21 protein-coding genes are annotated in these 22,343 nt (G+C 52.7%); 17 read left to right on the top strand and 4 right to left on the bottom strand.

Annotated elements, in window-relative coordinates:
- The first annotated feature begins 100 nt into the window (after positions 1–100).
- Positions 101–781, top strand: coding sequence for a DUF421 domain-containing protein (locus tag AC3G2T_RS03770; protein WP_474680386.1), 681 nt, complete (start codon positions 101–103; stop codon positions 779–781).
- 8 nt (positions 782–789) lie between these two features.
- Here AC3G2T_RS03770 and spoVB read toward each other — a convergent pair whose 3' ends face one another.
- Positions 790–2,358 (bottom strand): stage V sporulation protein B, encoded by a 1,569-nt coding sequence (spoVB, locus tag AC3G2T_RS03765; RefSeq protein WP_488434730.1) that lies wholly within the window; start codon positions 2,356–2,358, stop codon positions 790–792.
- Positions 2,359–2,529: 171 nt separating this feature from the next.
- On the opposite strand from spoVB, the gene AC3G2T_RS03760 reads away from it, so the two are divergent.
- The 7 genes from AC3G2T_RS03760 to AC3G2T_RS03730 all read left to right on the top strand — a co-directional run bounded on the left by AC3G2T_RS03760 (position 2,530) and on the right by AC3G2T_RS03730 (position 9,825).
- Positions 2,530–2,931 carry a post-transcriptional regulator gene (locus tag AC3G2T_RS03760; RefSeq protein WP_488434572.1) on the top strand — a complete coding sequence of 134 codons (402 nt, stop codon included), beginning with the start codon at positions 2,530–2,532 and terminating at the stop codon, positions 2,929–2,931.
- Positions 2,932–3,038: 107 nt separating this feature from the next.
- Positions 3,039–4,295, top strand: a complete 1,257-nt coding sequence (gene secD / locus AC3G2T_RS03755) for a protein translocase subunit SecD (RefSeq protein WP_488434571.1) — start codon at positions 3,039–3,041, stop codon at positions 4,293–4,295.
- Positions 4,285–5,208: a protein translocase subunit SecF gene (secF, locus tag AC3G2T_RS03750; RefSeq protein WP_474680384.1), complete on the top strand. Its 924-nt coding sequence runs from the start codon at positions 4,285–4,287 to the stop codon at positions 5,206–5,208. The genes secD and secF overlap by 11 nt, the downstream gene beginning before the upstream one ends.
- 81 nt (positions 5,209–5,289) lie before the next feature.
- Positions 5,290–6,243: a cation diffusion facilitator family transporter gene (locus tag AC3G2T_RS03745; RefSeq protein ID WP_488434570.1), complete on the top strand. Its 954-nt coding sequence runs from the start codon at positions 5,290–5,292 to the stop codon at positions 6,241–6,243.
- A 44-nt stretch (positions 6,244–6,287) separates the two neighbouring features.
- On the top strand, positions 6,288–8,732 hold the full coding sequence (recJ, locus tag AC3G2T_RS03740; RefSeq protein ID WP_488434569.1) for a single-stranded-DNA-specific exonuclease RecJ: 2,445 nt from the start codon (positions 6,288–6,290) through the stop codon (positions 8,730–8,732).
- Positions 8,729–9,241, top strand: coding sequence for an adenine phosphoribosyltransferase (locus AC3G2T_RS03735; RefSeq protein WP_488434568.1), 513 nt, complete (start codon positions 8,729–8,731; stop codon positions 9,239–9,241). The genes recJ and AC3G2T_RS03735 overlap by 4 nt, the downstream gene beginning before the upstream one ends.
- A 251-nt stretch (positions 9,242–9,492) precedes the next feature.
- Entirely contained in the window at positions 9,493–9,825 is a 333-nt protein-coding gene (locus tag AC3G2T_RS03730) for a hypothetical protein (RefSeq protein ID WP_488434567.1), read from the top strand.
- A 139-nt stretch (positions 9,826–9,964) separates the two neighbouring features.
- On the opposite strand, the gene AC3G2T_RS03725 is transcribed toward AC3G2T_RS03730, so the two are convergent.
- The gene (locus tag AC3G2T_RS03725; protein ID WP_488434566.1) at positions 9,965–10,921 is read right to left on the bottom strand and encodes a ketopantoate reductase family protein; all 957 of its coding nucleotides are present in this window, start codon (positions 10,919–10,921) and stop codon (positions 9,965–9,967) included.
- Between the two features lie 158 nt (positions 10,922–11,079).
- Here AC3G2T_RS03725 and AC3G2T_RS03720 point away from each other — a divergent pair, with 158 nt between their 5' ends.
- The 6 genes from AC3G2T_RS03720 (at position 11,080) to AC3G2T_RS03695 (ending at position 18,450) form a co-directional block, all read left to right on the top strand.
- Positions 11,080–11,694 carry a TetR/AcrR family transcriptional regulator gene (locus AC3G2T_RS03720; protein WP_474680379.1) on the top strand — a complete coding sequence of 205 codons (615 nt, stop codon included), beginning with the start codon at positions 11,080–11,082 and terminating at the stop codon, positions 11,692–11,694.
- A gap of 163 nt (positions 11,695–11,857) precedes the next feature.
- Positions 11,858–14,044 carry a RelA/SpoT family protein gene (locus tag AC3G2T_RS03715; RefSeq protein ID WP_474680378.1) on the top strand — a complete coding sequence of 729 codons (2,187 nt, stop codon included), beginning with the start codon at positions 11,858–11,860 and terminating at the stop codon, positions 14,042–14,044.
- 15 nt (positions 14,045–14,059) lie between these two features.
- Entirely contained in the window at positions 14,060–14,503 is a 444-nt protein-coding gene (dtd, locus tag AC3G2T_RS03710) for a D-aminoacyl-tRNA deacylase (protein WP_488434565.1), read from the top strand.
- Positions 14,504–14,559: 56 nt separating this feature from the next.
- A complete protein-coding gene (locus AC3G2T_RS03705; RefSeq protein WP_474680376.1) occupies positions 14,560–14,733 on the top strand; it encodes a hypothetical protein in 174 nt (57 codons plus the stop codon).
- Positions 14,734–14,918: 185 nt separating this feature from the next.
- Positions 14,919–16,463, top strand: coding sequence for a coproporphyrinogen III oxidase (locus AC3G2T_RS03700; RefSeq protein ID WP_488434564.1), 1,545 nt, complete (start codon positions 14,919–14,921; stop codon positions 16,461–16,463).
- Between the two features lie 79 nt (positions 16,464–16,542).
- Positions 16,543–18,450, top strand: a complete 1,908-nt coding sequence (locus AC3G2T_RS03695) for an FAD-dependent oxidoreductase (RefSeq protein ID WP_488434563.1) — start codon at positions 16,543–16,545, stop codon at positions 18,448–18,450.
- 81 nt (positions 18,451–18,531) lie between these two features.
- Here AC3G2T_RS03695 and AC3G2T_RS03690 read toward each other — a convergent pair whose 3' ends face one another.
- Positions 18,532–18,876, bottom strand: a complete 345-nt coding sequence (locus tag AC3G2T_RS03690; RefSeq protein ID WP_474680373.1) for a hypothetical protein — start codon at positions 18,874–18,876, stop codon at positions 18,532–18,534.
- A gap of 303 nt (positions 18,877–19,179) precedes the next feature.
- Between AC3G2T_RS03690 and AC3G2T_RS03685 the strand changes: the two genes are divergently transcribed.
- Complete coding sequence (locus AC3G2T_RS03685; RefSeq protein ID WP_488434562.1) at positions 19,180–19,464, top strand: hypothetical protein; 285 nt, start codon at positions 19,180–19,182, stop codon at positions 19,462–19,464.
- A gap of 383 nt (positions 19,465–19,847) precedes the next feature.
- Here the strand turns inward: AC3G2T_RS03685 and AC3G2T_RS03680 are convergent, their stop codons facing one another.
- A complete protein-coding gene (locus tag AC3G2T_RS03680; RefSeq protein ID WP_474680371.1) occupies positions 19,848–20,240 on the bottom strand; it encodes a DoxX family protein in 393 nt (130 codons plus the stop codon).
- Positions 20,241–20,361: 121 nt separating this feature from the next.
- Between AC3G2T_RS03680 and AC3G2T_RS03675 the strand changes: the two genes are divergently transcribed.
- A complete protein-coding gene (locus AC3G2T_RS03675) occupies positions 20,362–20,667 on the top strand; it encodes a winged helix-turn-helix transcriptional regulator (protein WP_474680370.1) in 306 nt (101 codons plus the stop codon).
- A 408-nt stretch (positions 20,668–21,075) separates the two neighbouring features.
- Positions 21,076–22,335 (top strand): histidine--tRNA ligase, encoded by a 1,260-nt coding sequence (gene hisS, locus AC3G2T_RS03670; RefSeq protein WP_474680369.1) that lies wholly within the window; start codon positions 21,076–21,078, stop codon positions 22,333–22,335.
- Positions 22,336–22,343 lie beyond the last annotated feature (8 nt).

The raw sequence follows: 22,343 nt of genomic DNA, 5'->3' as shown, positions 1-22,343 counted from the left end.
ATGACGCGGCACATCAGCGGTCAGAATACCATTGAACTCCGGAAGTGAGAAGGAAAGCTTGCTTCGAAAGCATTCGCTTTACAACAGGGAGGCTCAAGCAATGGATATTCTGACCATTTTTTTACGCACGGTGCTGATCTATTTCGTCGTGTTTCTCATGCTCCGCATTATGGGGAAGCGGGAGATCGGGAAGCTTTCGCTGTTCGATCTGGTCATTTCGATCATGGTCGCCGAGATCGCCGTATTCGTTCTTGAAGACGCAAGCAAGCCTTTGCTGGACGGGTTGGTGCCGATGGCGACGCTGGTGCTGATTCAGGTGGCCATTGCGTTCATCGCGCTGAAAAACAGGACGGTCCGCATCATGTTCGACGGGAAGCCGAGCGTTTTGATCGAAAACGGCTCGATCAATCGCGAGGAGATGAGGAAACACCGCTACAATCTGGACGATCTGATGCTTCAGCTGAGGCAGAACAAAATTATGAACGTTGCCGATGTGGAGTTTGCCATTCTCGAACCGTCAGGCAAGCTGAGCGTCGTTGAAAAAGAGAAGAAAATACCGGATGCGGCAAATTCCGGACGCAAAGGCCAAGTCAGATTTGAAGGTTTGCCTCTCCCGCTCATTATGGACGGGAAAGTGCAGGATGAAAATTTGGATAAAATAGGAAAAACGAGATTTTGGCTTAAAAATCAGCTGCAGGCAAAAGGGACGACCGATTTTAAAGATGTGTTCTACTGTTCGATTGACCATAGAGGCAGGCTGTTTCTCGATCTGAAGCGGTAAGGCGGAAATTACCGGATAAATTTTTTGCCCAGCTTCAGCATGCGCAGCATATCGCTTTGATTCACGAGGCGAAAAAGAACGATCAGGAACAAATACATGATGAATCCGATGAGGCAGGAGGCGATAAAACGCAGCCAATCGGTTTGCGTCCAGGGCGCATACATGACGGCGTAGCTGCAAACCCCCGAGAGCGCCATCGCCCCGACGACTTTGGCAAAGTCGACGCCGTGCATGCGGAATTTCAGCAGTCGCACGACGCTGTTCCAGTGAAGCAGCGTAACGAGAACAATGTTCACGTTGATGGCGAAAATCGCTCCGCGTATGCCGAGCTCCGGCTTGCTGGCGAGCACATAGATCAATGCTAACTTGATCGCGGAACCGATCAGGGAGTTCACCAGGGCGGCGCCCGGCCTGTTCAAAGCTTGCAAAGTCGATTGCAGCGGCGCCTGAAAATAAATGAAAATGGCGATAGGAGCCATCATTTTCAGCATGACGCCGACTTCGGGCTGATTGTACATGTAGGTGCAGATCGGCTCGGCAAGGACGAACATGAGAACGGCAAAAGGAGCGCCGGTCACAAGCGCAAGCCGCAGCGACTGATGGAGCCGCGTGTGGATGGTCTGCATATCTTTGCGGGCGGCCGCTTCGCTGAGCGACGGGATCAGCGATACGGACAACGACATCGTAAGCGCGCTCGGCAGCATAATGATCGGAATAATCATCCCCTGCAGGGCGCCGTACTGGGCCGTGGCAATCGCTGTGGTGACGCCGGCAAGCGCCAGGCTTTGGGCAATGAGGATCGATTCCAGCAGGTAAGACCCCGCACCGATCAGCTTGCTGCCCGTAACAGGAACGGATATGCGCAAAATCCGCTTGAGATTGGATACCCGGCCGCCTGTTTTGGTAGTCCCGATCGTCGCTCTGGCAGTATGGAGTGAGGCGTGTTTGCGGCTATTTCTGAACATCATCGCGAGTACGAACAGCCCGCCGATCTCGCCGGCTAATACGCCGATCATCGCGCCTGCCGCGGCGTATTCGATTCCGTAAGGAAGCATTAGGTAAGCGCAGACAAGCACCATAACGATGCGGATCAGCGTTTCCGAGGTTTGCGAGACGGCCGTCGGAATCATGTTTTGCCTGCCCTGAAAGTAGCCGCGGAACACGGAGGCGACGCCGATGATCGGAATCATCGGGCTCATGCACAGCAGCGTGAAATAAACGCGTGAGTCCGTCAGGAGATGGGTTGTAATCCACGCAGAGCAGACTACGCAAATGGCCGTAAAAATGAAGCTTAACCCGGTAGTCAGCAGCAAGGAAATGCGTAAAATGCTGCGAATGCGGGTTTCGTTGCGTTCTGCCTCCGCCTCCGCGATCAGCTTGGCGATGGCAACCGGAATCCCGCCGGTAATGATCGTCAAAACAACTATAAGGAACGGCCACCCCATTTGATAGAGCCCTACGCCCTCAGCGCCGATTACTCGCGGGAGCGTGATGCGGGGAACAAAACCGAGTATGCGGTTGATGATGCCCGCAGCTAGCAAAATCATCGTTCCTTTGATAAACGACTGCTTGGTCAATGCCATTCCTTCTTCCCCGACATGATTACTTATGAGCTTGTTTGCACTCATACTTATGGATATGCGGGAATCGGCCAAGCTCATGCTAACATTTTATGGACATGTTGGGTCTGGAGGGGCAGGAATACGGCCGTCGGCCATCGAATACAAAGGCGAGGGGAGGAAATACCCATGGAACAGGACAATAACGAACCGGAAAGCCCAACCGCCAGCGAAGAGGACAGCGCTTCCGAAACGGAACGGGCCGAGCCGTCCGATCTTGACGGCGGCGAATTGCCGGCAGACGCGGAAGGCGAGGAGGCGTACGATACGATAGGCGATGAAGCCGATACGATGTCGGACGAGGAATTGAGCGAGGTCATCGAGAGCTTGTGCCTGAGCAAAGTCGAGGAGTTCCGGATGCTTGGCTATGAACACGTGACCGGCCAGGATATATGGGAGTGTGTAAGCGACAAGTACCGCAAAACAGGATTGCCGCCGCTTTACCAAATTGTAAACGACATACTGTCGCTCAAATCCACGCAGTTTATGAACTGGATGACGTTGAGCGTTTTTAAAGGGGCCCAATTGTGACGAGAGGCCTTATTTTTTTGCATGAACGGATCATAATTTACGCAAATTACACAAAATGACGTAAATTGACTCGTTTTTCGAGCCTGAGTATAATAGGAATATTGAGTATGGAAGGGAGACAAGCAAGAATGCTGGATTGGAAAAGAATTTCGATCTTCTTTTTGACGGTGGTCATCGTGCTCGGCGCTATCGCCGCAACGAGTCCCTCATTAGTCGATCGAATCAAGCTTGGACTGGATTTAAAGGGCGGTTTCGAAATCCTCTACACAGCGGAGCCTTTGACTGCAGGTCAGCCCTTGACAAAGGAAACGCTGTCGCAGGCCGCGGAGAGCCTGGCCAAGCGCGCGGACAGTCTCGGCGTCGCCGAGCCCGAAGTTTACCCGGAAGGAACCGACCGTATCCGCGTCCGGTTAGCCGGTGTGCAAAATGAGGACGAGGTCAGGAGCCTGATGTCCAAACCGGCCGTACTGACATTCCGCGGTCCGGACGGAACGGTTTATATGAACGGCACCGATTTCGTCGAGAATGCGGCCAAATTGAGTTTCGATCCGAACACGAAACAGCCGATCGTCGAGATCAAGATGAAGAGCAGAGAGAAGTTCAAGGAGGTTACCACCAAGCTGGTCGGCAGCAGTCTGTCCATTTATTTGGACGACGCACTGCAGTCCACCGCGTCGGTTAATTATCCGATCGACAGCGACTCCGCGATCATTACGCAATCGAACATCCAGGAAGCGACCAAAGTCGCGAAGATCATCAACCTGGGCGCAATGCCGCTTAAATTGACGGAGAAGTACATTCAACGCGTAGACGCTACATTAGGGAAAGCTTCGCTGCATCAAACTGCGCTTGCAGGCTTGATCGCCTCCGTGCTGATTTTCCTCTTCATGGTCATTTATTACCGCGTTCCGGGTCTCGTAGCGGCGTTTACACTGATTACTTATATATGGGTGCTTTTGGCCGTTTTCGACTTTATGAACGCGACCCTCACATTGCCGGGTATTGCCGCATTGGTGCTCGGGGTAGGCATAGCGGTCGATGCGAACATCATTACATATGAGAGAATCAGGGAAGAAATCCGCTCCGGCAAAAGCGTTCTGTCATCGTTAAAATCGGGTTCGAAGCATTCCTTCCGGACGATTATGGACGCGAACGTAACCAACCTGATTGCCGGAATCGTACTTTACTATGTTGGTAACGGGGCTATCCGCGGATTCGCCGTCATTAACATGATCAGTATCATTATCAGTATCGCAACGAACGTTATCCTCTCCAGATGGCTGTTGCATCTGATTGTTCGAGGCAACCTGCTCAAGAAGCCGGGCTATTTCGGCGTTAAGGAGGCGGACATACGTGAGCTTTAAGAAACAATACGATTTTGTTAAAAATCGCAACAAGTTTTTTGCCGTTTCGGCTTTAATCCTGATTGCGGGTATAGTGATTATGTTAATTTCGGGAATGAATTTCGGCGTCGATTTTAAAGCGGGAACGAACATCGACCTGGTCGTCGGCAAAACGGTCGACAAGGCCAAAGTGAACGAAATTTTGAAGCAACTGTCGGCCAGCGGCGACATAAAGTCGAGATATGCCGAACCGACAATCGGCGGCAACAATAACGACCGCGTATCGATCCGCTTTGACGACGTGCTCAGTGATGATGCGGTCAACAAAATTCATAGCGCCTTTGTCAATGCTTACGGCGGCGAAGTTTCCAAGGAAATCAATACGGTTGACCCGCAGTTGGCCAAAGAGCTGCTCATTAAGGCCGGATATGCCATAGGGATTGCGAGCATACTCATCTGCGTCTATGTGAGCATCCGATTTGAGTGGCGGTTCGCGCTTGCGGCGATTATCGCCATTCTCCATGACGCCCTCATCGTTATCGCGGTATTCGCCATTTTCCGTATGGAAGTGAATCTGCCCTTTCTTGCGGCGGTGCTGACGACGATCGGTTACTCGATCAACGATAAAATCGTTATTTTCGACCGGATCCGCGAAAACCTCCGCTTTGCCAAGCTGAAGACGGACGAGGATCTGGTAAATCTCGTCAACGACAGTATTTGGCAGACAATGGCGCGGAACATCAATACGGTGCTCGTCGTACTCGTCGCAGCAGGCTGTCTGTATGTTTTCGGCAGCGTATCGATCAAGCTGTTTGCCCTTGCCAAGCTGATCGGTCTGGCGAGCGGAGCTTACTCCTCCATTTTCATCGCTTGTTCGTTATGGTATTTATTTAAAAGAAATTCACTTGGTTCTAAAAAGAAAGCTGCAGCGTAATAACGTTAATAAACGGCCGCGTGATCGATTGCGCGGCCTTTGCATCCGTCTAAACAGGTTTTTCAAGGGGAGTGGCACGGTGTGACTGACCGGCGTTTTGAAAAGGCAGAGTTTGCCGCTTGGGGCGGAATCGCGGGCATTCTGGCACTTGCCGTATTAAAAGGCATTGTCGGCATTATGGCGCAGAGCTCGGGGCTGATCGCCGACGCGGCGCACTCCGCCTCCGGCGCTGCCGGGTCCATTGCCGAGCGGGCCGGGTTCCGCGCAGCCAGGCCGGGGTCCGATGACAATCATATTTACGGACATAACAAAACGGAAACCATTGCGTCCGTAATCGTTTCCGTTTTCATTCTTGTCGTCGGAGCGGAGATTGCGGTGTCTGCGGTTAAGGCGCTGTGGAACGGGGCGGAGCATCCGCCGAAATCGTATGCGCTCATCGCTATCGTCATTTCATTAGCCGTAAACGAAATTTTGTATTATTATAAGCGCAGGCTGGGGAAAAGCCTGGGTTCGCGGGCATTGTTGGCGCAAGCGGAAACACATCGCTCAAGCGTATACTCGTCCCTTGCGGCGTCTCTTGGCGTGCTGCTGGCGGTGTTGGGATCGCAAATCGCCTTGCCTGCGTTGTTTTATTTGGATTCGGCGGCAGGCTTGTTCATATCCCTGCTGGTGCTCAGAATGGGATACAGACTGCTGAACGAGGCTGTCCGCAAAACGGTTGACCGCGTTTTGCATCGCGAGGATGCCGCTGATCTGATCGCCGCCGTGCAGCGTATAAAAGGCGTAATCACCGTTGACGATTTGCGGGCCAGAGAGCATGGCCATTACGTCGTGGTCGATGCGAAGATCAGCGTGAACCCGCGAATTTCCGTTCTGGAAGGACACGATATCGCCCGAAACGTCAAGCAGCAATTGATGAAACGGTTTATTCACGTTGCGGACGTGTTCGTGCATGTGAATCCGTATGATCCCGGGTATCCTTACAAGAACAGTGTGGAATCGGAGCAGGGAGCCCATTCGAATGTTATTCATTGACAGAATTGACGCTTGCGAAGCAAGCACACGGGGAGGGAACGACGGTGCTAGCGCCAAAGGCGAGATGGAATATCGGCAAAGCGGAGGAAGCTCTTGTTGAAACTTTCATTCGCGATTTGAACATAGATCCGCTTGTCGCCCGGCTTCTTGTTCTCCGGGATATACGAACCGCGGAAGAGGCCGAACTTTTTTTAAGCGGCGGCAAAGAACATTTTCACGATCCTTTTTTGCTGGACGGCATGCGTCCGGCAGTCGATCGTATTCACCGGGCGCTCGCCCGGGGTGAATTCATACGTGTATACGGCGATTACGACGCCGACGGAGTGAGCAGCACCTCGTTGATGGTGCATCTGCTCAGAGGGCTTGGCGCCCGCTTCGATACATATATTCCCCACCGCATCCGGGAAGGCTACGGTTTGAACCGCAGCGCGATCGACAAAGCCAAGGAGCAGGGCGTCTCGCTTATCATTACGGTGGACACTGGTATTAGCGCCGTGGATGAAGTACAGTATATTCAGGAGCTTGGCATGGATGTTATCGTAACCGATCATCACGAACCGCCTGAAGTACTGCCTGACGCACTTTCCGTTATAAATCCGAAAAAGCCGGACTGTCCGTACCCATACAAGCATTTGGCCGGCGTCGGAGTCGCCTTCAAGTTAGCTCATGCTCTTCTTGGACGTTTGCCGGAAGAGCTGCTGGAGTTTGCGGCTATCGGCACGGTCGCCGATTTGATGCCGTTAACCGGCGAGAACCGTTTGATCGTCAAATGGGGGCTCGAACGCATGCAAGCTTCCGCTTATGTCGGCATCCGGGCGCTGCTCGGCGTTTCGGGCATCGAGCGGAAGGAAGTGACGGCTTCGCATATCGGCTTTTCCCTGGCGCCGCGCATTAATGCGAGCGGGCGGCTGGAATGCGCGGACGATGCGGTGAAGCTGTTGACGACCGATGCGGAGCAGGAAGCCGAGCATATCGCCTTTGAACTGGACATGCTCAACAAAGAGCGCCAGCGCATCGTAGAGGACATGACGGCCGAAGCGATGGCCATGGCGGAGGAGCAGCGCAGCCAAGGGCTGGATAAAGTCATTGTAGTTGCGAAGGAAGAATGGAACGTGGGCGTAGTGGGAATCGTCGCTTCCAAAATCGTCGAGAAGCATTACAGGCCTGCACTCGTTCTCAGCATCGACCCGCTGACGGGAATTGCCAAAGGTTCGGCGCGCTCCATAGCCGGATTCGATATGTACAAGGCGCTGACGGCTTGCCGGGAGTGGCTTGACCATTACGGCGGCCATCAGGCTGCGGCCGGCATGAGCTTGAACCGCAGCGACGTCGGAGCGTTCTCCCGGAAGCTGAACCAGCTTGCCGGAGAATGGCTCACGGAGCAGGATTTCATCCCGCTGCTCAAAGCGGACAGCGAATGCAGCCTGCAAAGCGTGCCGATAGCGAGCATCGAGCAGCTTGGCAAGCTGGCGCCGTTCGGCATGGGGAACCCGGCGCCAAGGTTCGTTTTCACGGATTTGACGCTCGGCGAAATCCGCACGATGGGCAAAGAAAAGCAGCATCTGAAGCTTGCGCTTTCGCAAACGGAGGACGAGGTCAGCCGGTCCGTGGAAGCTGTCGGCTTCGGCAAAGGAAGCCTGAGCAGCCTTATTGCGCCGACTTCGCGCATCGACGTGCTGGGCGAGCTTTCCGTCAACGAGTGGAACGGAGTGCGCAAGCCGCAGATCGTGATGCAGGATTTGCGGGTGCCGCATATCCAACTGTTCGACTGGCGCGGAGCGCAGCAGATGGAATCGAAGCTGTCCGCGCTTGCGAGCTCTCTCGCCGACATGCCCGGGGCGAGCGACGGCATCGTGCCGCCGGCTATAGTGTTGTTTGACGAAGCCGACTTGGCTGCTGCGGCCGTGCAGGCCGGGTGGAATTACCCTCTCTGGATGCTTCAGCGCTCAGGCACGGTGGTGCCGGGTAATGAGCAGGCGGCGGGCTTGCAGTTTGCCCGTATGCAGGATATTGTGCTATATTCAGCGCCGCGAAGCATCGCGGGCTTCAAGCGTTTACTGCGGCAAAGCCCGGGTATGATGCGCTGCTACGCCGTTTTTGCGGAGCTTGGACAGCAGCATGGCGGGGCCATGCCTTCGCGTGACATGTTCAAGCTGCTGTACGGCACTTTGCAGAAGCATGGGCCGATGAATGCGCAGGACCAGCGCTTCATGCAGTCGTTAAGCAAGCGCACAGGGCTTTCACCGGCTATGATCGAATTTATTTTTTCGGTATTCGAAGAACTGGGCTTTCTTGAGCGGACAGGCGGCATCGTAAAGCTGCAGCCGTCCCCGGACAAAAAAGACCTGGGGTCGTCCAGGCTTTACCAGGACAAATTGCACCGCCAGGAAGTGGAATCGATCATTTTGTATTCCTCGACCAAAGAGCTCGAGCAGTGGATCGTGGAGCAATTGAACAATGATAAACAAGCAGTGGAGGAGATCGTATGAATTTTAAAGAGTATATTCGCGTCATTCCGGATTTTCCGCAGCCGGGAATTAGCTTCAAGGACATTACCACCTTGCTGCAAAACGGAGCCGTCTACAAAGAGGCGATCGACCAAATAAAACAACTGGTGGCCGATAAGCAGATCGACGTCATTGCCGGCCCGGAGGCGCGCGGTTTTGTTGTCGGTGCTCCGCTGGCTTACGCGCTGGGCGTCGGCTTTGTGCCGATCCGTAAAAGCGGCAAGCTTCCGGGGAATACGATTGAGGCGGATTACGCCCTGGAGTACGGCAAGGACAAGCTGGCTATGCACCAGGACGCTATCAAGCCAGGTCAAAAAGTGCTTATTGCCGATGACCTGCTCGCAACGGGCGGCACGATTCAAACTTCGATCAACTTGATCAAGCAGCTTGGCGGAGACATCGTCGGAGCCGCGTTCCTGATCGAGCTGTCCTACCTGGACGGCAGAGAGAAGCTGGGCGGTATCGACGTCGTTTCGTTGGTACAATATTAATCATACGAGGGGTTGTCCCAAAAAGGTCACATATGGCCTTAGGGGCAGCCCCTTTAAAATTGTTGACCAGGCAAAGGCCGGAACAAGCTCCAAACAGGGGGCATGTGGTTGACCGTCATGCAATACCCACTGCGCGCCGGGAACCGTGCGCGGCGAAGATTTAGCCTCTGTTCCAGGACTTGGAAAATGTGGAGGCGGTTTGTTGATCGACTTGGCAGCCCTCGGCGGTCCTTGGAAGTCTCCGGAAGTCCTTGGCAGTCTTTGGCGGCGGCAGACTTTGGCAGTTCTCTGCAGCCCTCGAAAGTCCTTGGAAATCCTTGGCAGTAATCGCCAGCTCCTCGGTAGCCCCTCTGCTGTCCCCGATTAACCAAAAAACCTGCAAAAGTACAGGCTTTTTCCAAGGAAATGTCTCGTTTGGCGGAAAAGCCTGCAATTATGCAGGAATTTCAAGCAAAATGGACTTGTACCTACCGCAGCAGCAAAAAAGCCTGCAGATTTGCAGGAATTTTTCGCTGCAAGCGTATCCGCAGGCAAAAAGATGTATTTTTGCAGGTTTTTCGGCCGCAGCCTGTTGCTGCAAGTAGATCCGTCAGCTTAAGCAGATGAACTTCTCAATGCTCTCCGGCTTGTGCAGTCTTTTTCGAGGGAAACGGTTCGTTTGACGGAAAGGCTTCGATTTGTGCAGGAATTCCCGGTTACAACGGGTCTGATGTGAAACGAACATCAAGCCTCGGACTGCCGCGCATTTAAATTAAACTTGGAAACCGCTTGTTTTTCAATTTCGTCCCAATGGGGAGTTGCAATGTTTGATTGCAGCTTCAACTTATTGAACGAATCAAACAAAGCCGCAATTTCGCCGAAAGATCCAACCACAAATTTCATAAACGGTAAATTATGCAGCAGTTTTAAACCATAATATACACCGTGTTTATGCTTACGAATCCATTTAACTTGGCTTGCAGGAGTGATCGTATAACCCAATTTTTCCAACACCTGAAACCCTTCGTCCACCGCTGATATAGCTTGCTTTAATAGCTTTTTGTCCTTGGCTGCCCGCTTTAGATCACCGTCGTAGAGATAGCCAATGGAGTTTAAAGGCACAATAGGAACGATATGACTTTTAAGCCAAGCGTCCATATCTTCATGATAAGTTAATGTATACTTAACATGCTTGAAAGCATTTTCCAGCAAATGTTGAAATGGAATACCGCCGTATAGACTGCCAAGTACCATATGTCCACCGCCGCGTATGCAGATAATGCGACCGCTCTTTTCTCTGACTCCTCCGCTAAGTTGAAACCCGAAGACTACATGTTTGTTAACGAGGCTATTTTCCTGCAGAAAAATTTGCATCTCGCGGGCATCGGTATTATTGCCGACAAGGACAATATTACGGCTCTGGTTTTTTGCCAAAATCGGCAGTACTGACGGGAAATCATTGTATTTCATAACAACAAAAATGAGATCGTAACTATCATCCGGTTGAAGTGCTTGGATTACTTTTACTTCATCGACAGTAGTTTTTCGCTGAAAATAATGGCGAATGACGAGCCCGTCTTTTTGCAACTGCTCAGCTCGCTTCCCTCTGGCGAGCACCGTTACTTCATTGCTACTCCCACGTACCAAGGCATGAGCAAGATAACTGCCTAAAACTCCCGCGCCGTAAACTAATATTCTCAAGGTATACGCACTCCTTTTTTTACGATTGTTGTTTTTTAACCATTTGTTCAATATAATCAGACTATCAGCTTTCCAAACATGCTTCAATCGTTAATCTTATCGGTAATGTTGGTTTTTCAACAGATTACAATCCATTGTTCAATTAAAGGGGTATCTCGATGGACAGAAGAGTAAAAAAAAACCAAGCAGCCATTATGAAGGCGTTCATTCATCTGATGGCGGAAAAAGATTTTGAAAAAATAACGATTAACGAAATCGCCGAGCGTGCCGATGTAAACCGGGGCACCGTTTATTCGCATTATTCGGATAAATACGATCTATTGGATAAATGCTTGGAGACTCAACTGGGACAACTAATCGAAAGCTGCTTGCCGGTGGACGAAACAGAGACTTATCTCTCGAAGGATTCATTGCTCCGCACATTTGAACAAATGGAGAAGAATGCTCTTTTTTACAGAACTTTTTTAACGAACAGAGGCGTTCCTTCCTTTACAAACCATTTGCAAGAATTAATAAAAAAGGGAATACGGGAACAAATTAAAAACCATTTGAATCTGGATGACCTGAGCAAGGACATTTTAGTGCAATTTTTGAGCTCGGCGGTTGCCGGAGTGATTGAATGGTGGTTTATGCACACAATGCCCTGTTCTGCAGCAGAGATTACGGAAAAGTTATGGCGGCTGCTTGAGCTTAATCAGATGATACCCCGATCTCAACGCGAAACCGCACCTTCGGAAGCTTTATCCTTTGATAAATTAGGTATATCGGGCTGATACTAGTAAAATTTCTAAATACTCCCTGTCTTGCTTATTCGAAATGTGAAAGGTTTGCGAGAAAAGACCGTGTTTTGTCGAAAGTAAGCCGGCGGGCAGTTGACGCGGAGCCTGCCTTGAAGGCATAATGAATAAAAATCGACTAAAGGGAATGGGTAGATGAATGGGTATAGAGCTGCTGCTGGAGAAGGCCGCCACCTATCTGAAGGAGAATGATTTGCAGCGGATTCGGGAGGCCTACGAGTTTGCCGATGAAGCCCATCACGGCCAAGTGCGCAAATCGGGGGAACCCTACATTCTGCATCCTTTGGCTGTTGCTGAAATTTTGGTCAACATGCAGATGGACGTGACCTCCATCATTGCAGCGCTGCTTCATGATGTCGTAGAAGATACGACGGTTTCTTTGGAGGCCGTTCTCGATAAATTCGGAAAAACATGCGCAATGCTGGTTGACGGATTGACCAAACTGGAGAGAATCAAATTCAAGTCGAAGGAAGAGCAACAGAACGAAAATTATCGCAAAATGTTCGTTGCCATGGCGCAGGACATCCGCGTAATTTTGATCAAGCTTGCCGACCGTCTTCACAACATGCGCACACTCAAGTACCAGTCGGAAGAAAGTCAGCGGCGCATTGCGGAGGAAACGCTGGAAATTTTTTGCCCCATTGCGCACCGGCTCGGGATTTCGACGATCAAATGGGAGATGGAGGACATTGCTCTCCGTTATTTGAACCCGCAGCAGTATTACCGGATCGTGAACCTGATGCAGAAGAAGCGCGCGGAGCGGGAGCAGTACATCGAGAACGTTATTCAGAGCATTAAGGAAAAGCTCGAAGAAATGGGCATTCAGGGGGACATTTCCGGGCGCCCCAAGCATTTGTACAGCATTTACAAAAAGATGAGCTCCCGCGGCAAGCAGTTCAATGAGATTTACGATCTGATGGCGCTGCGGGTCATTGTCGATAATATCAAGGATTGCTACGCCTCGCTCGGCATCATCCATACGTTGTGGAAGCCGATGCCGGGCCGTTTCAAGGACTATATCGCGATGCCCAAGCCCAATATGTACCAGTCTTTGCATACGACGGTGATCGGGCCGAAAGGCGAGCCGCTGGAAGTGCAGATCCGCACATGGGAAATGCACAAAACGTCCGAATTCGGGATCGCCGCGCACTGGGCATATAAAGAAGGCGGCTCTGTGGTGCCGTCGGGCACGTTCGAAGACAAGATGAACTGGTTCAGAGAAATTCTTGAGCTGCAGCAGGAGACGAGCGACGCTTCGGAATTTATGGAATCCATGAAAATGGATTTCTTCTCCGACCTTGTTTTTGTCTTTACGCCGAAAGGCGAAGTCATCGAATTGCCGGCGGGATCGGTGCCGCTCGATTTTGCCTACCGCATCCATACGGAAGTCGGCAACCGGACGATCGGGGCCAAGGTGAACGGGCGGATCGTACCGCTGGACCATAAGCTGAAAACCGGCGATATTGTCGAAATTTTAACTTCCAAACATTCGTACGGCCCCAGCCAGGACTGGATAAAAATCGCTCAATCCTCGCACGCCCGCAGCAAGATCAAGCAGTGGTTCAAAAAAGAGAAGCGCGAGGAGAACGTGGAAAAAGGCAAGGAGATGATCGAGCGCGAGCTGAAGCGCTTGGCTATCGATCCTCCGACGCTCATGAGCGACGACAAGCTGCTGGAAGCCGCGAAAAAATACAATTTTAACGACATTGAAGATATGCTTTCGGCAGTCGGCTTCGGCGGCATTACAGCGGCGCAAATTTGCACGAAGCTGACGGAGAAGCTGCGCAAGGAAGCCGAGGAAGCGCAGTCGCTGCAGCTGACCGGCGAGGTCAAAGAAGTGAAGGCGCAGCCGCAAAACGAGCGCAAAGGGCGTCCGACCAACGGCGTACGCGTCAAAGGCGTAGACAACCTGCTTGTACGGTTCGCGCGCTGCTGCAATCCGGTGCCCGGCGATTCCATTATCGGCTATATTACGCGCGGCCGCGGGGTGTCCGTTCACCGTCAGGATTGCTTGAACATTCCTAACAGCATGGGCGAAGAGGAACGCGTCATTGAGGTGGAATGGGCCGAGGCCGTCGAATCCAATTTTAATGTGGAAATCGAGATTACCGGACATGACCGCCGCGGTTTCCTCAACGAAGTGCTGCAGGCCGTCTCGGAAAGCAAAACGATGATATCCGCGGTATCGGGCCGTTCGGACAAAAACAAAATGGCGACGATCCACATGACCATTTTGATCAAAAATATCGACCATCTGCAGTCGGTCGTGGAAAAAATCAAACGCGTCAAGGACGTTTATTCCGTCCAGCGAATTATGCAAACTTAGGAGAGTCGGCAGATCATGCGGGTAGTGGTGCAGCGATGCAAGCAGGCCGCTGTTGCGGTTAACGGAAAGACGATCGGACAAATCGAGCAAGGCTTGATGCTGCTTATCGGCGTTACGCATGAGGATACGGAACAGGATGCGAAATATTTGGCCGATAAAGTTGCGGGGCTTCGCATCTTCGAAGATGAGACTGGCAAGATGAATTTGTCCGTCACGGATACGGGAGGGCAAATTTTGTCGGTTTCCCAGTATACTTTGTACGGGGACTGTCGCAAAGGCAAGCGCCCGAATTTTATGGCGGCGGCCAGGCCGGAGACCGCGGAGCCGCTCTACGAGAAGTTCAACGAGCTGCTCAGAGCGCAGGGTCTGCGGGTCGAGACCGGCGCTTTCGGCGAAATGATGGACGTAAGCTTTACCAACTGGGGACCCGTTACGCTCATTATCGACAGCAAGGGTTAGATTGCCCGCCGGCTGGCAACACTAAGTGTACAAACCAGTCAGTTAGGGGCACCAGGATGCGGCAATCGATCAAGCATAAAGCGATGACGGCGGCGCAGCAGCAACTGCTGCACGGGACTTTTGCAGAAAGACTCAGCCAGGCGCCCGCTTTGGGCGATGTAGAAATGAGCCAGGAGTTCACCTCCGAACAGGAAAAGCTGAAAAGCGTTCCGAAAAAATCATACCGATGATCCGAAAGCCCCGGTCACTGCCGTCATCTTAGGCAGCGCCGGGGCTTTATTCGTGCCGGGCGGCATCGCTCCTTTGACCCGTCAGATTTTCGCCAAATTTCTCACGGCTATGAAAATATGGTAAACTAACAAGTGGCGTAACCGGCAGGATCTGCAAAAGCGATACAAACAATGGAGGGTTTTGTTTGAAAATTCAAGTGACCCGTTCCGGTTTTCACGAGCTGACGACGGAAATTTTACATATTAACCGGCTGTTTTTTGAGGAAGTGGAGATCAGCTATTTGCAGGCCGGCGATGCCGAGCTCCAGATCGATATTGTGCTGGAAACGGCTGAACCCGGCAAAGCTTGCGCTTCCGTTCGGGTCCGCGATGCCGCCGCTGCCGAGGAATGGACGGCGCGCAACGAGCGCTCGGCGGATGCTGCAGACGCGGCGGCAAGCAAAGCTGCTGTTCGCCGGGCTGTGTGCACGGCGCTTTTGCAGGCGCTGCAGCGTATGACGGGGCTTACGCAGCCGTGGGGAATTCTGACGGGCGTGCGCCCGACCAAGCTGATGCACAATTTGCTGCAAAAGCACGACCGCGCCGCCTGTCTGCAAATTTTGCTGGAGCAGTATTTGGTCAGCGAGGAGAAGGCGCGGCTGCTTGTGGAGATCGCGGAGCGCCAGCTCAAGGTCATCCCCGATTTGTTCCACCTGGACCGCGAGGTCAGCGTCTATATCGGGATTCCGTTTTGCCCGACGAAATGCGCCTACTGCACGTTCCCGGCTTACGATATCCGCGGCAATAACGGATCGGTCAACTCGTTTTTGCACGGCTTGCACGAGGAGCTTCGCATCATGGGACAGTGGATGAAGGACGCGGACTTGCGCATCACGACGATCTATTGGGGAGGCGGCACTCCGACAAGCATTACGGCCGAAGAGATGGACGCCTTGTTCGTGACGATGCACGAGTCGTTCCCGGATATGAACGCGGTGCGGGAGCTGACCGTGGAAGCGGGCAGGCCCGATACGATTACCCCGGAAAAAATCGAAGTCATGAAAAAATGGAACGTCGACCGCATCAGCATCAATCCGCAAAGCTTTACGCAGGAGACGCTGGATGCAATCGGCCGGCATCATACGGTCGAGGAAACCGTGGAGAAGTTCAAGCTGGCGCGGGACATGGGGCTCGACAACATCAACATGGATCTGATTATCGGGCTTCCGAACGAAGGCATGAACGAGCTTGAGCATTCCTTGCGCGAGACGGAAAAGCTTTTGCCCGAGTCGCTGACGGTGCATACGCTGTCTTTTAAGCGCGCTTCGCGGATGACGAAAAACCGCGATCAATACGAAGTAGCGGGGCGCGATGAGGTCGAAGACATGATGAATCGGGCTATAGAGTGGACGCAGCAGCACGAATATGTCCCTTACTACTTGTACAGGCAAAAAAATATTTTGGGCAATTTGGAAAATGTGGGCTACTCCTTTGAAGGTCGCGAAAGCTTGTACAACATCCTCATGATGGAGGAGCGCCAGACGATTATCGGGCTGGGCTGCGGCGCGGTCAGCAAAATTTTATTTCCCCGCGATGCCGCGGAGCAGGAGCCGCAGCGGATCGAACGTTTTCCGAATCCGAAAGAACCGAGTGTCTACAATCAGGCGTATAAGGAATATATCGAGAAAAAAATAATGCTGCTGAATGAAGCTTACAAGCCTTCGGGCGCGAGGCTGCAAGAAACGCAGTAAACTTAAGGCTGGTGTCTAATTACGTATGTCAACCCGTTCCCGAACAAACAATGCTCCGTCCAAAGGATGGATTTTCTGGATGGCGGCCCTTATTCTGCTTGCCGTGCTGGCTGCCGCCGCATCGCTGTATTATCAGTACAAGCACTTGGCGATCGGCGCGCCAAGAGGCCACAAGCAGGCGCTGGAGCCGGTGAAATCGCTCAAAAAAGCGAAGGACTCATACGATGTCATCGTAGTCGGAACAGACCCGGAAGGAATCGCCGCGGCTGTGTCGGCGGCCCGCAACGGCCTGTCGACGCTGCTCGTTGACGGGCGCAACCGGGAAATACTCGGCGGTCTCATGACTTTGGGATGGCTGAATACGCTGGATTTGAATTACGCGCCCAAGACGAATCCGCTCGGCAAACACGAATTTCTGAACAAAGGCTTTTTCACCGAATGGTATGCCAAGGTCGAAGGCAGCTCGTTCGACGTCAATACGGCGGCAAACGCCTTTTACGATATCGTCCGCAATGAGAAGAACATTGATATTTTGCTGAAAACTCAAAAGATCGAGCCGGTTACCGTTCAGGGCGCATCCGGAAATCCGCAGGTACAAGGTGCGGCGATCGTTCTGGAGGACGGCACCAAGCAGACGGTGAGGGCCGGATCGGTTATCGACGCGACGCAGGATGGGGATTTTGCCGCTGCGGCGGGCGTTCCGTTCACGACCGGCCGGGAAGATCTGGGCGATCCGAAGTCCAAAATGGCGGTGACGCTCGTATTCCGCCTGGCTAATGTGACTCCTGAAGTATGGAGCCAGATGGCGAAGCGGCTCAACGGCGACAACAATTCGAACACGGGCGTGGACGATGTAAGCGTCTGGGGCTACGGGGAGATGAGCAGCTATCCGCCGATCAATAAAGAACGCGCCAAAATGCGCGGCCTGAACATGGGCAGAGAGAACGACAACACCGTGCTGGTCAACTCTTTGCAAATATTCGGGGTGGACCCGTTCGATCCGAAGTCGGTTCAGGATGCTTTTGAAATCGGGAAAAAAGAACTGCCGAATGTCGTGGAATACATGAAAAAAACGTTCCCGGAGTTTGCCGGTCTGGAACTGGCGGGTACGGCTCCGGAGCTGTATGTGCGTGAAACGCGCCATATGGAGGGCGAATACCGGTTGAGCATCGTCGACGTTTGCTCGAACAACGATCAGTGGGACCGCATCGGCTTTGGCTCTTACGCCGTCGATATCCAGCGGGTGTCCCCGACGGATTCAGGCAATGTCGTCTGCCATCCGACGCAATACGCCATTCCGTTCAGCAGCCTCGTTCCGCAAAAAGTGGACGGCCTCCTCGTCGTCGGGAGATCGGCAAGCTACGACACGCTGCCGCACGGCAGTGCGCGCGTCATTCCGACCGGAATCGCCGAAGGCCAAGCGGCGGGCGTCGCGGCAAAAATCGCCCGGCAGGATAACATGACGTTCAGACAGCTCTCCGCGTCGAAAGAGGCGGTTGCCAAACTCCAGGCGGATTTGGGCAGCCAGGGAGTAGATATTCAGCCTATCCAGCTGAAGCCGGAACCGTTTATGCAGCATAAAGAGTATGAAGGATTGAAAACGGCGCTCATGCTGGGGCTGGCGACAGGCGCATATGACAACAACTTCCATCTGGACGACAAGGCGAATCCGAAGCGCATGGTCAATGTCGTGAACGGTGCCAAAAAAATGAAGCCGGACGCATTCAAAGGCGATCCGTCGGGAGCGATCGCGAAGCTGGACAATTCCGACAAAATCCCGCTGACATTAGAGCAGGCCAGCTATACGATTACGCAGGCACTCGGTATAAAAACTTCTCCGGCAGAAGCGCAAGGCGAGCTTATCCGCGCCGGTCTGTTGACGGATGCGTCGGTTAAGCTCATATCCGACCAGCAAAATCTTACGAATGCAGACACCTATATGCTGATCAAGGACCTGAAGGTCGGCTTGACAGGCAAAGCATTATAAGTCAAGAGCCTTATTACCGCGCAGAACGGGTAATAAGGCTCTTAACCTGTTAGTGGATGGGAATGCTGAGTGCGCTTACAGTTACGCCTCGGAGTCGGAGGCATCCTCTGGGGAATCATCCGCTTCTTCCGCAGCTTCCTCGCCGCTATCCTCATCAGCATCGTCCGCTTCTTCATCCGCCTCTTCAGCATCCGCTTCCCCATCGTCCGCATCTTCGTCCGCTTCGTCGTCCACTGCCTCATCATCGGAAGCAGCGTCTTCTTCGGAAGATTCGCCGCCGTCCGCGCCGTCCGCTTCTTCTACAGCGTCGTCTTCAGCTTCCGAAGCATCCGCTTCCTCTTCGACTGCACCGACTTCGTCCGCGTCTTCGGAGAAGAGCACCAATAAATCCTGCAGCCGTTCTTGCAATTCGTTTTGTGCTTTCATCGCTATCAGCCTCCTCTTTTTTTCGAGGGGATTCTTCCTTCCCCTGCAATACCATGTATATGTGTAAAGAGACTGAATATACGATGCGCAGAAGATGAAAATTGTTGAAAAACAGGCATTTGGTCGACCGACCGCAGTCATGCAGTGCAACACCGCGCACCGGGAGCGCGACGCAAAGCTTTGTAACCGAAATGTAATTTGTTTTTCATACGCTCTTAATCATGGGCGGATATAATAAAACTCGACCCCCTTTAAAATATAAATTCCTTGAAGGCCTGCAGCTTTGTGCTGCAGGCTATTTTCTTGGGCGAAAGTAAAGCCAACACTCTAAAAACTCAGAAAGCCTGCAAAAGTGCATCTTTTTGCTCCTTAAATCGCTTGCCACGGAAAATTCCTGCGAATCAGCAGGCTTTTGCTGCTAAAACTGTAGAAAGAGGCCGAGATGAGGGTAATTCCTGCACAATTGCAGGCTTTTCCCAAAAACAGGCCCTTTCCTTCGAAAAAGCCTGCACTTTTGCAGGCTTTGCCCGCTGCCGCTGCATAGTTAGGCCAAGCCGAGCCATGGAAAGCCAGGCAAAGGCAGGCTAAGTCAGGTCAAGCCAAGCCAGATCAAGCCAGGCCAGATCAAGCCAGGCCAGGCCAAGCCATTTCAAGGCAGTCAAGCCATGCCATGTGAAGTCAGGTTAAGGCAGGCCAGGCGGTGCCAAGTCAAGTAGATTCAGGCCAGGCAAGCCAAGGTATGCCAAGCCGAGCATGTGAAGTCAGGCTAAGGCAGGCCAGGCGGTGCCAGACCAAGCCAGACCAAGTCAGTCAGTGGTCGATCGACCGCCGCCATGCAGCGCAACACCGCAGGCTGGGAGCTGCGCGCCGTGCAGAAAGTCAATGCCGGTCGCAGCCGGCCAAACAAGAAAAGCCGCCCGGGCGCAAACTGCAGCTCCGGGCGGCTTTCATAAATACGCGGCCGCTTATTTTTACATAAGAGCGTCAAGCGAATAGTCGCCTGCGCCGATCAGAGCGACGCCAATTGCAATGGCAATTAACGCAACATTGTACTCCGAACCGTTGGATGTGGACCAGTAGCCGTTCTGGCCGTGCACTTTTACGATAGCGACAAGCATCGTGAGCGCGATCAGCGCGGCGCCGGCGACGGTCCAAAGCCCGGCCGCGAACAGCAGGCCTCCGGCCAGCTCGGCGAGACCGGCCAGCACGGCCATTGTGACGCCGGGTTTAATGCCGATCGAATCGAAGAAACCGCCGGTTCCTTTGGGGCCGTAGCCTCCGAACCAGCCGAACAATTTTTGCGTGCCGTGCGCCGCGAAGGTTAGTCCGATCACCAAACGAATAATAAGTAGTCCTAATGCCATAACTAACAACTCCTTCATAAATTATTTTTGTTTAACAACTTACTTTATGTTAGTATATTATGACGAACACTTACTTTTGTCAAGCAACTATGTTAAAATTGTTTATAAGGAGATGATTCGTATGGAAGACTATCAACTGTGTCCCAAATTCGAAAATGCTTTTGAACTGATTGGCAAACGTTGGACAGGACTTATTATTCGCGTGCTGCTTACGGGCCCCAAGCGGTTTAAGGACATTTCCGAACTCATCCCCAGTATGAGCGATCGTATGCTTTCGGAACGATTTAAGGAGCTAGAAGCTGCAGGAATCATAATCCGTCACGTTTATCCGGAAACTCCGGTGCGTATTGAATACGAATTGACAGAAAAGGGAAAAGGGCTCAAGCCCGTCATGGACGAGCTGCAAAAATGGGCGGACCAACATTAAATTTGCTTACTTGACTTTAACGCTGCCAATGTTTACAATTAGCAATAACGTAATTGGATACTTCAACGATCCGTTGAAGGGACAGAGTAATTCGCCCCCACATATTCAGAGAGGGAAGCCGAGGCTGCAAGCTTCCTTTTGATGAGCGGATGAAAGACTTCCCCGAGGACCGGCAGGGAACCGCATCGAGCCGATGTGCAAGTAGCTGCCGAGCGTATAGCGGGCGTTAACCGCAAAGAGCAGGATTTAGCCGTGATTCGTCTTTTTTGATGACAGGGCAGTCCTGAATGTGGGTGGTACCACGGGTGAATTTGGCAATCGAATCTCTCGTCCCTGACAGATAATGTCGGGGCGGGAGATTTTTTGTTTGGCGTCGCCTTGGAAACTGAAATTAGGAGGTTGAAACCGATGAGCATTCAAAAACCGAAAGGCACACAGGATCTTCTGCCCGGCGAAGTGGAGAAGTGGCAGTATTTGGAGACCAAAGCCAGGGAGCTGTGCCGAAGATTCAACTACAAAGAAATTCGCACCCCGATCTTCGAGCACACGGAGCTGTTTTCCCGGGGAGTCGGCGAAACGACGGATATCGTGGAAAAAGAAATGTATACGTTTCTCGACAAAGGAGACCGCAGCATTTCGCTTCGTCCCGAAGGCACGGCCGGAGTCGTGCGGGCATATGTGGAAAACAAGCTGTACGGGGAGCCTGACGTAAGCAAGCTGTACTATGTGGGCCCGATGTTCCGCTACGAGCAGCCGCAGGCAGGACGCTACCGGCAGTTCCACCAGTTCGGCATCGAGGCTTTCGGCTCCGTCGATCCAAGCATCGATGCGGAAGTGATCGCGCTGGGCTTTACGTTTTACAAGGAGATCGGCTTGAAGAACGTGAGCGTGGAAATCAATTCGGTCGGTACGCCTTCCGTGCGAACCGCTTACCGGACAGAGCTTCAAAAGTTTTTCGCGCCGGTCAAAGATAAGCTGTGCAAAGACTGCCAGTCCCGTTTCGACCGCAACCCGATGCGTATTCTCGATTGCAAAATAGATCAAAAGTACGGGGAAGGGGCGCCGGACATTTTGCAGTTTCTTGATGAAGAGTGTACGACGCACTTCCAGACCGTACAGGATCACCTAAAGGGCATGGACATTCCTTTTACCATTAATCCCCGTCTCGTCCGCGGACTCGATTACTATACACATACGGCCTTTGAATACAAGGCTGCGGGGATCGGAGCGATCGATACGATCGGCGGCGGCGGCCGCTACAACGGTCTCGTGGAGCAAATCGGCGGCAGCGATCAGCCCGGCGTAGGCCTTGGGCTCGGCCTGGAACGGATTTTGCTCGTTCTTGCCAGCCAGGGCGTCGAGGTGCCTAAGCCTGAACCGCTTGACGTCTATTTGATCGCTCTTGGCGAAGCTGCGGAGCGGGAAGCGGCCAAGCTGCTTTACCAGTTGAGGCAGCAGGGAATTGCCGCGGAGAAAGATTATCTCGGCCGGAAGATCAAGGCGCAGATGAAATCGGCTGACCGTTTTCACGCGGCGTATGTCGCGATTCTCGGCGACGATGAGCTGGCCCGGGGAGAAATTACGCTGAAAAAGATGGCGACCGGAGACCAAATGACCGTCAGCTTGGCGGATTTGACCGCGAATGCGGCGAAAACGCTGTTTGCATAACAGACAAA

The sequence above is a fragment of the Paenibacillus sp. sgz302191 genome, assembly GCF_057749925.1.
The sequence above is the reverse complement of the archived record's forward strand: the minus strand, read 5'-3'. Positions and strand labels throughout refer to the sequence as shown.